The sequence below is a fragment of the Nonomuraea sp. B10E15 genome (assembly GCF_039871615.1).
Taxonomy (GTDB): domain Bacteria; phylum Actinomycetota; class Actinomycetes; order Streptosporangiales; family Streptosporangiaceae; genus Nonomuraea.
Genome location: NZ_JBDPMB010000003.1, coordinates 1 through 12,342 on the forward strand (window position 1 = coordinate 1; position 12,342 = coordinate 12,342).

Annotated in this window: 13 protein-coding genes; 10 read left to right on the forward strand and 3 right to left on the reverse strand. The window is 67.7% G+C overall.

Annotation, left to right across the window (positions count from 1 at the left end):
- The first annotated feature begins 474 nt into the window (after positions 1-474).
- The 6 genes from ABGB14_RS12810 (at position 475) to ABGB14_RS12835 (ending at position 6,994) form a co-directional block, all read left to right on the forward strand.
- Positions 475-774 (forward strand): hypothetical protein, encoded by a 300-nt coding sequence (locus ABGB14_RS12810; RefSeq protein ID WP_347643837.1) that lies wholly within the window; start codon positions 475-477, stop codon positions 772-774.
- A complete protein-coding gene (locus ABGB14_RS12815) occupies positions 771-1,079 on the forward strand; it encodes a hypothetical protein (RefSeq protein ID WP_347643838.1) in 309 nt (102 codons plus the stop codon). The genes ABGB14_RS12810 and ABGB14_RS12815 overlap by 4 nt, the downstream gene beginning before the upstream one ends.
- Positions 1,079-1,933, forward strand: a complete 855-nt coding sequence (locus ABGB14_RS12820) for a hypothetical protein (protein ID WP_347643839.1) — start codon at positions 1,079-1,081, stop codon at positions 1,931-1,933. Before ABGB14_RS12815 ends, ABGB14_RS12820 begins: the two co-directional genes overlap by 1 nt.
- Positions 1,930-2,844, forward strand: coding sequence for a hypothetical protein (locus ABGB14_RS12825; protein ID WP_347643840.1), 915 nt, complete (start codon positions 1,930-1,932; stop codon positions 2,842-2,844). Before ABGB14_RS12820 ends, ABGB14_RS12825 begins: the two co-directional genes overlap by 4 nt.
- Before the next feature lie 326 nt (positions 2,845-3,170).
- Positions 3,171-3,614 (forward strand): hypothetical protein, encoded by a 444-nt coding sequence (locus tag ABGB14_RS12830; protein WP_347643841.1) that lies wholly within the window; start codon positions 3,171-3,173, stop codon positions 3,612-3,614.
- Between the two features lie 158 nt (positions 3,615-3,772).
- A complete protein-coding gene (locus tag ABGB14_RS12835; protein WP_347643842.1) occupies positions 3,773-6,994 on the forward strand; it encodes a S8 family serine peptidase in 3,222 nt (1,073 codons plus the stop codon).
- A 222-nt stretch (positions 6,995-7,216) separates the two neighbouring features.
- Here the strand turns inward: ABGB14_RS12835 and ABGB14_RS12840 are convergent, their stop codons facing one another.
- Genes ABGB14_RS12840 through ABGB14_RS12850 form a run of 3 tightly spaced genes read right to left on the reverse strand, consistent with a single transcriptional unit; the run spans position 7,217 to position 9,272 of the window.
- A complete protein-coding gene (locus ABGB14_RS12840) occupies positions 7,217-7,984 on the reverse strand; it encodes an alpha/beta fold hydrolase (RefSeq protein WP_347643843.1) in 768 nt (255 codons plus the stop codon).
- Positions 7,981-8,547: a dihydrofolate reductase family protein gene (locus ABGB14_RS12845; RefSeq protein WP_347643844.1), complete on the reverse strand. Its 567-nt coding sequence runs from the start codon at positions 8,545-8,547 to the stop codon at positions 7,981-7,983. The genes ABGB14_RS12840 and ABGB14_RS12845 overlap by 4 nt, the downstream gene beginning before the upstream one ends.
- Before the next feature lie 56 nt (positions 8,548-8,603).
- Positions 8,604-9,272, reverse strand: coding sequence for a helix-turn-helix domain-containing protein (locus ABGB14_RS12850; RefSeq protein WP_347643845.1), 669 nt, complete (start codon positions 9,270-9,272; stop codon positions 8,604-8,606).
- 569 nt (positions 9,273-9,841) lie between these two features.
- Here ABGB14_RS12850 and ABGB14_RS12855 point away from each other — a divergent pair.
- The 4 genes from ABGB14_RS12855 to ABGB14_RS12870 are packed head-to-tail and all read left to right on the forward strand — an operon-like array spanning position 9,842 to position 12,340.
- On the forward strand, positions 9,842-10,252 hold the full coding sequence (locus ABGB14_RS12855) for a DUF6069 family protein (protein WP_347643846.1): 411 nt from the start codon (positions 9,842-9,844) through the stop codon (positions 10,250-10,252).
- Positions 10,253-10,274: 22 nt separating this feature from the next.
- Entirely contained in the window at positions 10,275-10,631 is a 357-nt protein-coding gene (locus ABGB14_RS12860; RefSeq protein ID WP_347643847.1) for a YciI family protein, read from the forward strand.
- Between the two features lie 7 nt (positions 10,632-10,638).
- Entirely contained in the window at positions 10,639-11,841 is a 1,203-nt protein-coding gene (locus ABGB14_RS12865; protein ID WP_347643848.1) for an RNA polymerase sigma factor, read from the forward strand.
- Position 11,842: 1 nt separating this feature from the next.
- Entirely contained in the window at positions 11,843-12,340 is a 498-nt protein-coding gene (locus ABGB14_RS12870) for an SRPBCC domain-containing protein (protein ID WP_347643849.1), read from the forward strand.
- Positions 12,341-12,342 lie beyond the last annotated feature (2 nt).

Below are 12,342 nucleotides of genomic sequence, written 5' to 3' on the forward strand. Positions count from 1 at the left end.
CTCGCCGTCGGCCTGACCCGCCTCATCGGCTGGACCAACATCACCGCCGCCACCGACCACTACCGCAGCCACCCTGCCGACGGTCTTCAACTACTCGGTCTCACCACGTGAGAACGCTTCAGCCCTGCATTCCTGAGGGCCTCAACGGCTAGGATCACCCGGTGGATGCCTGCGGAGTCCGCCATTGTTTGACCTGCGGTCAGAATATCTTGTAGCAAAAACATCCAGTCGCGCGAACAAGGCACTGAAGGTGCCGCTGATGAGCATCATTGTGCAAGCACAATCCATGGCGGACGCCTCCTCCCTGCCGGCCTTAAGACGCGCGAGATCCAGATCCGTTCGGCTGTAGATCTTTACTCGCATCCTCTCCGATCTTCCCAATCGTGCGCGGATGCAGTTCATGAAAGCGCCTCTTGTGGAGGCCCGGCATCCGGGTTATCGTCCTGTGTAGCGTCGACTGCCGGGAGGGGAATTATGGCAGAGGCTGACTCGCCAAGATCAAACGTGCTCTATCAAGGCGCCAATTCGCAGCAGACGGCGTGGGTGGGTTCAATTCTGGACGGCAGTCGCTTCGTACGGTCGAGTTTCAGCGACTGCGAGTTCATCGACACCTCTCTCCGAAGCGACACGTTCGCACAGGTTTCGTTCGATGACAGTCGGATGTTGAAGTGCAGCTTCAACAATGTCGTGATAGAGGCGAGTGACGTTTCCGGCCTCGTCATCAACGGCGTCAACATCGGCGATCTGCTGGCCGAGCGCAAGGCGGAGGGGTGATTCGTGTGGCGAGGGAAAAGTTCTTCATCGTTGAGAATGCCCGCCCGGACGTCCTTGGCGACTTCAGGTTGTCAGCGCTCACGATCGATGACGCCATCGCCAACGCCCTGTCCCTTGCCGCGGACGGCTGTCATTCCGATGGAAAGGAAGGCGGCTCCGACGGGAACGAGACGGGTAAGGAATCGAGCGAGAAGGACAGCGAGGGCAAGGAGGCCAGCGACCCTGAGATTCTCAGCCCGATCGACGCAGTCGTGCTTCCGGGTGAGATAAGCGCCGTGGAGCAATTCATGCGCCCAATGATGTGATGCGGTCGATCCTGGTTTTTGCTCCTCCGCATGACGACGGCGCCCAGGCCTTCAAGGAGCATTGTTCGAAAAGCAATGTCTCTTGCGCGCTCGTGAGCGATCTTCGAGACATGTCCTTGGCTCTTGCGTACGAGCACGCCCGTGATCCCCGATGGGTCTGCTTCGTGGATGGCCAGCGTTTGACGTCCACCGACACCTGTGTGTGGGTGAGGCACGCCGGAGCCCTTCGACCGATCATCGATGTCGAAGAAGAGCGATTCGCATCCCAGGAGTACTTCGCCGCCCTGTGGTCCTTGGCAGGCATGGCGTCCCACACGGTGAACCGTCCGGGTCGTTGGGCTTGGGACTACGTCCAGGGCCTACGATCGCTGTTCGGGGATTCGTTCGTCGCCACCTACACGGGTTCCCGCACCGCTGAGCTCCAGGAATTGGTGCATCTTGCCCACGAGAAGTCGGCCGGCGAGATTCATTGGCAGAACGCGATTTCCTTGGTCACCTGGTGTGGTGACACGGATCCGACGGAGCGGGAGATGCCACCGTTCGTGCGGGCACAGGTGTGTGACACTGCGTCCTATGATCTGTATCTGATGGTGGGCGATCACGTGTTCCCCTTGTGGTCGGGGAGCGGCCTCGATCGCTCGTCGGAAGGGTACAAGACCTGGTTGACTCGTTTCAGGAACCAGGCCGCGAGAGAGGGCCTGTGCTTCTATACGGTTGCGGTGGTCGGCCGTCGAGGCCATCCTCTGGTCTCCGCAATCAGGACGGATCCGCCACTCGCCTGGTACCGGCAGTGGGCCGGTAAGGTACACGATGCTTTGCTTGACGTCTGCTGCGGGAGCGGTAAGGACTCGTGATCGTCCTCTTGGGTGCCACGCGTGACAAGACCATGGCTCATACTGCGGCGATGGCGAGGGGCCACGATGTTCCGTTTCTGTTCTTCGATGTGCAGCGTTATCTCGACGAGGGAGGGTGGATCTGGGACGGCGAAGCTCGTGAAGGACGACTGTGGTACGGCGAGACCGTCCTTGAGCTCTCGAAATTATCGGTCAGCGGCATATATTCCCGTCTGATCGATACCACCGAGCTGCTGCCCGCGGAAGCGAGAGGCGCGGCCCGTGCGCGGTTACGCGCCCTGGTCGAAATGCTCGGCGCATGCGAGATCACTGTGGTGAATCGTCCGCGCTCCGAGCCCAGCAACGGCTCCAAGCTCTATCATCTGTGGGTGCTCGCAGGTTTCCGGTTCACGACCCCTCCATCTCTGCTGACGAACTTCGGGGAGCCGCTCAGCGACTTCCTCGAACAGAACGGCCGCGTGCTGTACAAGGGTGCGAGCTCGGAGAAGACCATCGTTTCCCCATTCACCGATGCGGAAGCGGCGAGGGTGAATTCACTGCGAAACAGTCCGGTCCTGTTCCAGGCGTATGTGCCGGGCGTGGATGTTCGATTGCACCTGGTGCGCGGTGAACCCATCGCTGTCAGTGTGACCCCCGAGCGGTCGGAGGACTCTCTCGTCGTCGATTACCGCTTTGATCCTTCGCCGAAGCGTTACGCGGTTGTTCCGGTGCCGGACGACGTGCTGGCATCGTGTCACGCATACCAGGCATGGTCGGGGCTCGACTTCATCGGTTTCGACTTCCGGGTGAGCCAGAAGGGGTGGACCGTCCTGGAAGCGAACCCGATGCCTGGATACGAGAGTTACGACCGCAGAGCCGACAACCGGATATCCGAAGCGCTGCTGAGCGTGTTGGGCGTCCGCATGACCTAGTACTTCAGTGGCACTTGGCGATCTTGAGGGATCGGGGTCACATGGCGACGGCCAGCACCACAGACGACGTCATCCCCCTGACCCTGCCCGAGATCCCCCGGCTGCTCGCCGCCCTGATCGCGACATGTCACCGGAGTACTAGGCGCCTCAGGGGCACCTTCGGACTTCCTGGAAGTTTCGTGATGAAAATGACCTTTTGTGATGTCGAACCTCCGTACGGCCTACGATGATCACCGTTAAGGATCATGGTGTACCAGAGGGAGTGTTCGGTGGTCGTAGCCAGACGAATCGCCAGGGCCGTCACGGCGGTCGTGATCTCAGGAGTGGTGTCCGTCGCATCTGCGGTCACGGTCAGCCAGCCCGCCCTCGCCGCGGACGGCTGTTCGGGAAAACTGCTCCAGACCCGGAACATGAAGGACAACGGGGGAAGGGTCATCGCCAAGCTTCACCTCTACTGGGACGGCACCCGCAACTGCGCCGTCCTACGGGCCACGTCGGCGTCCGTCGCGACGAAGAAGACCATGTCGGTCACCCTCCTCACGTGCGCGCGCTCCGCCAAGGGCAAGCGGACGTGCGACCCGCGCATCGGACGCGCCTACGACGGCGGCCAGTTCACGTACTACGCGGGTCCGGTCAGGCTCAACGGCGTCAACAAGTGCGTCGCGGCCTCCGGCACGTTCAGGAAGGTCCGCAACCCCGCCATCCGGCCGCCGGAGGCGCACCCGCAGTACACCGTCGCCACGAGTCCGTACGTGGGGCACTGCGGGTGACTCCCTCGCGCCGCGGCGCCCGACCGCCCGGTCACCCGGCTGCGGACGCTCGGGCGCCGTGTCGTACATGCGTCATGACCGATGGCGCCACCCAGGTTGCTTGATCGTGCGAATCCTCCCCTGCTTGACTCCTCATGCCCTATGAGGAGGAAACGACGATGTTAGCCAGAACGCTCGTCGCGGTGGTCGCGCTCGCGATCCCCTTGGCCGCCGTCCCCCCTGCCGTCGCGGACACCCCACCGCCCGACTCGGCCGCCGCCAGGAGCGTGACGCTGATCACCGGAGACCGCGTGACCGTGGACGGTGATCGTGTCGCCTTCGAGGCGGGTCCCGGCAGGAAGAACGTCCGGTACGTCACGGAGGGCACCAAGGACGACTGGGCGCTCATCCCGCTGGACGTCGCCGGCGACGTGGCCAGAGGCGTGCTGGATCGCAGCCTGTTCCAGGTTCCCCGGCTGATCGCGGCCGGGCTGGATGACGCCTCGGTCAAGGGGCTGCCGCTGATCGTGCAGTATCGGGACGGGGCCGCGCCCAAGGCCTCCTTGGCCGGGGCCCGTACGCTGGCCTCGATCAACGCCGTGGCGGCCACCGCTCCGCGCGAGCGGGCCGTGTGGACGCAGCTCGACCAGGACAGCTCGGTGGCGAAGGTGTGGCTCGACGCGCCCGTCAAGGCCTCGCTCGACCGCAGCGTTCCGCAGATCGGCGCGCCCGAGGCCTGGCAGGCCGGGTTCAGCGGCGAGGGTGTCAAGGTGGCCGTTCTGGACACCGGCGTCGACGACGAACACCCCGACCTCGCCGGCCGGGTGGAGGCCGCCCAGAACTTCACCGACAGCCAGGACGCCGTGGACCGGCACGGCCACGGCACCCATGTCGCCGCCACGATCGCCGGTCAGGGCGCCGCGGGGACGCCCGCGCGCAAGGGCGTCGCGCCCGGAGCCCGGCTGCTCAGCGGCAAGGTGCTGAACGACAGCGGCAGCGGCTACGCCTCCGGCATCATCGCCGGCATGGAGTGGGCCGCCCAGCAGGGCGCCAAGATCGTCAACCTGAGCCTCGGCCACCGGGACGAGCCCGGTCTCGACCCGCTGGAGCAGGCCGTCGAGCACATCTCCGCCGACAGCGGCGTGCTCTTCGTGATCGCCGCGGGCAACGACGGACCGGGCGCGAGCACGCTCGGCAGCCCGGGCAGCGCCGACTCGGCGCTCACGGTGGGCGCGGTGGACTCCGAGGACGAGCTCGCGAGCTTCTCCAGCCGAGGCCCCCGCGTGGCGGACTTCGCGATCAAACCCGACCTGACCGCCCCCGGCGTGGACATCACCGCCGCCCGGGCCGGCACGACCGGCCACATCGCGTACTCCGGCACGTCGATGGCCGCCCCGCACGTCGCCGGCGCCGCCGCAATCCTGGCCCAGCAGCACCCCGACTGGACGTGGCAGCAGCTCAAGGCGAGCCTGGTCGGCTCGGTCAAGCCAGGTGGGCCGCTCACCGACAACGGCGCCGGCCGGGTGGACGTCGCCAAGGCCGTCAAGCAGAGCGTCGCCGCCGACGCGGGCACGCTCTCCTTCGGGCACCTGCGCTGGCCGTACGAGGACGACCCCATCGAGCGGACCCTCACCTACCGCAACTCCGGCACCGCGCCGGTCACGCTCGACCTCGCCCTTGACGCGCCCGAGGACGTGTACACGCTGGGCGCCACGCAGGTGACCGTCCCCGCGAACGACACCGCGGCGGTCACCGTCACCGCGCAGGTGAAGTCGTCCCGCCCCGGCGCCTTCCCCGGTCGCATCACCGCGACGGGCGGCGGCGTCACCATCTCCACCCTGGTCAACCTCTCCACCGAGGCGGAGAGCTACGACCTGCACGTGAAGATGATCGACCAGCTCGGTACGGTCCCCGACCGCCCGGACGACTACATGCCGATGACGCTCATGCCGGAGAGCGGCGGCGACCCCATCAGCATCGGCGTCAACCACGGCGACAGCGAGGGGCCCGTCCGCGTGCCCGCGGGCCGCTACCTGGCCTATGCCGTGCTGCGGACCGCGTTCCCCGACGGTCACGACGAGCTGAGCGTGGTGCCGGTCCCCGGTCTGGAGGTCAAGGAGGACCGGGAGCTCGTCTTCGACGCCCGCGACGCGCGGCTGCTGAACGTGGCGACCGACCACGCCGACGCCAGGACGGCGGGAGAGACCTTCACCTTCATCCAGGACCGCCAGGACGGCCGGCAGTGGGGGGCGCGGTTCTCCCTCGACCGCTTCTCGCTGCCGCGGAACGTCTCGCCCGATCCGCTGCGTTTCCGCGTGTCGCCCACCGAGGGGAAGGCGCGCGGGTTCCGCTTCGAGACGTTCACCCAGCTGGCGGCCCTGCGCGCGGACGGCACGTTCACCGACACGCCCTACCAGTACAACCTGCTGCTGCGCAGGGAGGGATCCGTGCCGGGCACGTTGCGGGTGCGTGACCGCGAGCTGGGCACCGTACGAGCGCACCTGGCCACCCTCCGGGCCGACGCCACGGGCGCGTTCGGCGCGGGACCCGTCACCGACGGCCCCGCCGGGTCCTACACCTCGTGGAGCCAGGCGGTCGTGTCGTTGCCGGCCACGCCGACCTGGTACTTCACGCCGGGCGTGCCGTGGGCGCGCTCCATCGAGACCATGCCGACCGGGCGTCTCCACCAGACCGACGAGCACGCCGAGGCCGACTCCTACCGGGCCGGCCGTACCGAGAAGGAGTGGTGGAACACGGGCGTCGTGGGCCCTGCCCTGCCGGGCAACGCCGCCGTGACCAGGAACGACAAGGCCTTCACGATCACGCGCATACCGCTGTGGCACCCGCCCCGTCCCGGCCGCTCCGCCGTGAGCAGCGACTACGGCGGCGGCACCACGACGCTCCTGCGTGACGGCCAGGTCGTGGGAACGGCCGACAAACTGCCCGGTACGGTGACCTTCCCCGTCGAGTCCGGTCCCGGGCGTTTCCAGCTCGTCCTGGACGGCACGGTCAACCCCAAGGCCAGCGAGCTGTCCACCAAGGTCAGGACGGAGTGGTCGTTCACCTCGTCGGGTGCCGGTCCCGTGCCGCTGTTCGTGCTGCGTGCCTATCCCCAGCTCGACCTGGACAACGCGACCAGGCCGGGGGCCCTCGTGCTGCCCCTGCGGCTGGAGCGCATGACCGGGGCGACCCGGCCGCTGTCCCGCGTCGGTGTCGAGGTGTCGCGCGACGGCTCCTCGTGGATCAAGGCCGTGGTCGTGCCTGCCGGCAAGGACACCTGGAAGGCGATCGTCCCGGTCCTTCCGCGACAGGGAGGGTTCGCGTCGCTCCGCCTCACGGCGCGCGACACAGCGGGTAACACGGTCCAGCAGACCGTGGAGCGCGCCTTCCGCGTGCGCTGACGCCCCGTGGCGACGAACGTGGTCTCTCCGGCCGCTTCGTCCTGGCCGAACCGGTGCGCCTCGGCTGCCTGACCAGGCGTTGGGGACGACGTCGTCACACGGGCATGCTCGCGGGCGTCACCGGGATCCCGTACAGGGCGGTCAGCCGAGTCGCCCGTACCGGTACGAGTCGCCTGTACCGGTACGGGCGGGACCTGGCCGCGCCGCCCCCGCCGGCTCTGATCACTGGCGCAGGAACTCCGTGACCATCGGCAGCACCAGGTCGGGCCGGATGACCTGCAGGTGCTTCGTGCCCGGCAGGATCGCGAGTCGCGCGTCCGGCAGCAGCTGCTTCATCTCGACGGCGTGCTCGAGCCGGACGAAGTCGGTGTCGCCGATGATGATCAGGACCGGCATCGTCAGCCGGGCCAGCTGTTCATCCGTCCACCCTTCGAAATCGTGCACCGCCGGCTGGAGCTTCACCACGAACGGGAAGAAGTCCTCCGGCTTCGGCGCCACCTCGTCGTAGGCACGCTTCATCGCCGCGGAGTCCTCCTCGGTCGGCATCCGAGGCGAGTCCAGCTTCAGCTCCGTGATCTCGGGGTAATACGCCTCGGATCGTGTCGACCGGACATGCGAGGCCGCCAGCACGACCCGGCCGACCCTGTGCGGGGCCGAGACAGCGACCTCGGTGGAGACCAGCCCGCCCAGGCTGTAGCCGAACAGGTCGGCCCGCTCGACGCCGAGATGATCGAGCAGCGCGATCACGTCCTCGGCGCACTGCCGGATGGAGAACGGCCGGTCACTGTCGGCGGTGTGCCCGTGCCCCTGCAGCTCGACACCGATCACCTTCCGCTCAGCGGTCAACGCCGGCAGCAACGAGTCGAAGCTCAGACGGAACGTGTACGCGCCGCCGTGCAGCATGATCAGCGGCGGACCGGGCCGATCGGCGCCCAGAACCTCGTAGTAGAGGTCGATGCCGTTCACCGAGGCGTACGCACCCTGAGTCATGTCGATTCCCCCGTCCCTGTCCACCGACTCGGCACATAGGTCAGCACCACTGTGCCGTTACCGAGCTCGGTCACCTTCGTCAGATCCATTGCGGTGGCACGCATGCCGGACAGCAGCGACTCACCGGATCCAGCGACGAACGGGGAGATGCTCAGATGCAGCTCGTCGAGCAGACCCGCCTCGACCAGCGCCCGGCTGAACGGGCCGTTGCCATACTTGATCAATGTGCCGTCGCCGGCCTCCTTGAGCCGGGCGACTGCCTCGACCGCATCGCCGGCCAGCACCTCCGCGTTCCACGTGGTGGCGGTCAGCGTGGTGGAGGCGACGTACTTGGGCAAGGAGTTGATCTTGTCTGCGACATCGCCGGTCATGGTCGGCCAGGTTTGGGCGAAGCCCTCATAGGTCGCCCGGCCGAGCACGAGACCGGCCGCCGAGGACAGCAGCCCGAGCTGATAGGCGAAGTGGTCGTCGTTGGGGACGATCTTCGCCTGCCCGGCCCACCAGGCGTCGCCGAACATCCTCCCATCGATCGAGAGGTGGTCGTATTCGATCAGTTTTCGCACGGCCGGGAGTCAACCATCCGGCTTGTCGGTCTGTCTTGTATCGAACCGAACCCGTGTCACAACGCCAGGAACGGCGTACCGGACCTCAACTCGCCCGGAGTCTGACCGGTCGCCCACCGCATCGCCCGCGCGAGCTGCGACTGATCGTAATAGCCGCCGGCGGTGACCACGTCGGCGATCGAGCTCCCCGCCATGAGGAGCTGCGCGGCGTGCCGTGCCTGCTCGATGCTGGCGAGCTTGCGGTGCGAGATCCCGACGGCCCGGCGGAACCGGATCTGCGCGCTCCGTTCGGACATACCGCGTGGCCGTTCGCCGTGCCGGATCTCGTCGATGAGCGGGTCGAAGGACAGCAGACCTGCGCGCACCAGCCGGTCGACGAAGACGTCGATGTTCTGCACGGTCGGCATCTCCCAGTCCCGGTTGCCCAGCAGGATCCGGCCGCCCGGGAGGGTCGGCACCAACGCATCCCTGAGGTCGGTCAGACCGGAGGGCGGGTGAAGCGGCAGACAGGCACCGAGCCGCAATTCCACACCGAAAAACTCCCAGCCGGCCGGGAAAGTCAGCGATGAGCCCTTCGTCTCCGGTCCGCGCACGTGCACCGTCATTCCACGGTCACCTCGCGCAAACGCGATCATGGATGAGGCTTTGACCACCGAACTGAAGACAGTCGTGGTGTCACAGCTCGCCGACCACACTCGTTGCACCAGCGGGAGTTCGCCGATCACAGCGTCGAAAATTATCCCCACCCGGCGTGATTCTAGACCTCACACGACACCCGGCCACAACCGGGACCTGGCAGGGCCGGAGCCCGCGTCTACACTCAGTCCAAGGACGTGACCAGCCAGAAGACGATCGGCAGCGCCCGGCCGGCGCTGGCAATCGGATGAAAGTGTCCGGCAGAAGTCCGGATATCGCCCTGTCAGATGTCCGGCCGACATCACATGATGCGAGTGGAAATCCGGAGCTGCGCTCTTGAAGGCGCTCATTTGGATATCGCGACGAACACGTAGGCTCGCCTCCCGCAAAAAGATCGTCGCACTACGGGAGCACGACGGTGAATGTGGAAACGAACATCAGCCCGCAGGTGCGAAAGCTCGGATCGGCCAGGACCTTCCTGTCCACCGTGGATCCGGCCACCCGCGAGCGTGGAAGGGGCAGGTCCTGTCGCCTCGGAGGCGGTCGGGTGAAGACTTCTTCCGAATTTCTCTGCGGACGTGTCGAGTGGCGTCGAGCCCGTTCGTAGCCAGGGTGAGAGGCCGGCGACGGGCCGGTCACCACTCACCGGAGGTCCGCAATGTCCATCATCACCGCTACCGCCGCCACCACCGCTACCGCCAAGCGGCTGATCATCGGCGGTCTGACCGCCTCCCTCGTGGCCGGCGCGGCGACCGCGGCCGTCGCCGCGGCGGGCGAGGCCGCCGGGATCAGCCTCGTCGTCAACGGCGCGCCGATCCCCGCATCCGGCTTCGCGGTGCTGACCGTCGTCTTCTCCCTGGCAGGCCTGGTGCTGGCCGTGGCGCTGGCCCGCTGGGCCCGGCGGGCGCGTACGGCGTTCGTCCGTGCCACGCTGGTGCTGACCGCGCTGTCCCTGGTACCGGATGTGCTCGTCGGCGCGTCGGTGGCCACGAAGGTGCTGCTGATGGTGACGCACGTGGTCGCCGCCGCGATCGTGATCCCCGCCATCGCCCGCCGCATGTCCGCCTGATCCTGGTTCAAGGAGTTCGACCGTGAAGAAGTACCTGCTGGCCGTCCAGTTCGACGAGAGCACGTCATGGCCGTCCGATGCGGAGCTGCAGGAGCAGCAGGCCCGGACGGCCAAGGTCACCGCTGACATGCAGGCGGCTGGTTGCTGGGTGTTCGCGGGTGGCCTGGTGGGCTCGCACGCCACCACCGTCGTACGCCCTGGCAACGGCACGACCACCATGACCGACGGCCCGTTCGCCGAGACCAAGGAACAGCTCGGCGGGTTCTGGGTGATCCAGTGCGACGACCTGGACCAGGCGCTGGCCTGGGGCGAGAGGTGCGCGCTGGCTTGCGGGGCCCCGATCGAGGTGCGCCCGTTCGAAGACGCGCAGTGGAAGTGAGCAGGCGATGGACGCGGTGGATCTGGACGGCGTCTACCGGGCCGAGTACGGCCGGTGCGTGGCCACGCTGACGCGCCAGCTGGGGGATATCGGCCTGGCCGAGGAGTTCGTGCAGGACGCCTTCGCGGTGGCCGTCCAGAAGTGGGGCGAGGCGCCGCCGCCCAATCCCGGCGCATGGATCGTGACCACCGCCCGCAACCGGGCGATCGACCGCCTGCGCCGTGAATCCACCCGCGAAGCGCGCCACGCCCAGGCACTGCTGCTGCACCAGCCCGGCGAACCCCAGGAGGTGGGACCGGTGCGCGACGACCAGCTCCGCATGATCTTCACCTGCTGCCACCCGGCGCTGTCGCCGCTCGCGCAGACCGCGCTCACCCTGCGCCTGCTCGGCGGCCTGGAGGTGGCCGAGATCGCGCGCGCCTACCTTGTTCCGGAGGCGACCGTCTTCCAGCGGATCGTCCGGGCCAAGAAGAAGATCCGCGACGCCGGCATCCCCTACCGGGTGCCCGGCGCCGCCGAGCTCCCCGACCGGCTGGCGCCGGTTCTCACCGTGCTCTACCTGGTCTTCAACGAGGGATACACCGCCACGGCGGGGGAGCTCCTGCGCACCGACCTGAGCCTGGAAGCGATCCGCCTGGCCAGGGAGCTGGCCGAGCTGATGCCCGACGAGCCGGAGGTGATCGGCCTGCTGGCGCTGCTGCTGCTCACCGAAGCCCGCCGGCCCGCCCGGCTGGGGCCGGCCGGTGAGCTGGTGGTGCTGGCCGAGCAGGACCGCTCGCTGTGGAACCGGGAGCTGATCGCCGAAGGACACGAGCTGGTACGCCGCTGCCTGCGCCGCGACCAGCCGGGACCGTACCAGCTGCAGGCCGCGATCAACGCCGTGCACACCGACGGGCCGGCCACCGACTGGGCGCAGGTGCTGGCCCTGTACGACCAGCTGCTGCGGCAGTCCCCGACCCCGATCGTGGCACTCAACCGAGCGGTCGCCGTCGCCGAGGTGCACGGACCGGCGCAGGCGCTGGCCGCCATCGACGAGCTGGACCTGCCGGGCTACCACCTGCTGCCCGCCACCCGCGCCGACCTGCTGGCCCGCCTGGGCCGCACCGCCGAGGCCGTCGCCGCCTACGACCAGGCGATCACCTGGGCTGCCAACGACACCGAACGAACCTTCCTGCGGACCCGGCGGGCACGCATGGAGCAGGAGGCCTGAGATGACACGGAGCGTGCACATCATGAACCAGGAGAACGTGAACGCCACCCTGACCGTCGCCGTGCCCGCCGCGAGGGTGTTCGCGGTGCTGGCGGACCCGGCGAGCCACGCCGCGATCGACGGCACCGGCTGGGTGCAGGAAGCCGTCAACCAGGCGCCGCTGACCGAGGTGGGGCAGATCTTCCGGATGGACATGCATCACGCCGACCATCCGGACGGTGACTACCGGGTGGTCAACAAGGTCCAGGTGCTCGACCCGCCGCGCGCCATCGGCTGGCTGACGGGCTATGACAAGGGCGACGGTCAGCTGGAGTTCGGCGGCTGGATCTGGCGGTACGACCTCACGCCGCTCGGTCCGTCCAAGACCGAGGTCACGCTCACCTACGACTGGTCGGCGGTGCCCGACTCCGTCCGGGCATACCTCCGGTTCCCGCCGTTCGGCCCCGACCATCTCATCAACTCGCTGCGCCACCTGGCCGAGCTCGTCCCCGGCAGGTGACG

Excerpts from the sequence above, each read along its gene's own strand:
- ABGB14_RS12840 (WP_347643843.1), bottom strand. The coding sequence starts at position 7,984 with ATGACTCAGGGTGCGTACGCCTCGGTGAACGGCATCGACCTCTACTAC.
- ABGB14_RS12865 (WP_347643848.1), top strand. The coding sequence starts at position 10,639 with ATGGACGCGGTGGATCTGGACGGCGTCTACCGGGCCGAGTACGGCCGG.
- ABGB14_RS12810 (WP_347643837.1), top strand. The coding sequence starts at position 475 with ATGGCAGAGGCTGACTCGCCAAGATCAAACGTGCTCTATCAAGGCGCC.
- ABGB14_RS12855 (WP_347643846.1), top strand. The coding sequence starts at position 9,842 with ATGTCCATCATCACCGCTACCGCCGCCACCACCGCTACCGCCAAGCGG.
- ABGB14_RS12820 (WP_347643839.1), top strand. The coding sequence starts at position 1,079 with ATGCGGTCGATCCTGGTTTTTGCTCCTCCGCATGACGACGGCGCCCAG.
- ABGB14_RS12835 (WP_347643842.1), top strand. The coding sequence starts at position 3,773 with ATGTTAGCCAGAACGCTCGTCGCGGTGGTCGCGCTCGCGATCCCCTTG.
- ABGB14_RS12870 (WP_347643849.1), top strand. The coding sequence starts at position 11,843 with ATGACACGGAGCGTGCACATCATGAACCAGGAGAACGTGAACGCCACC.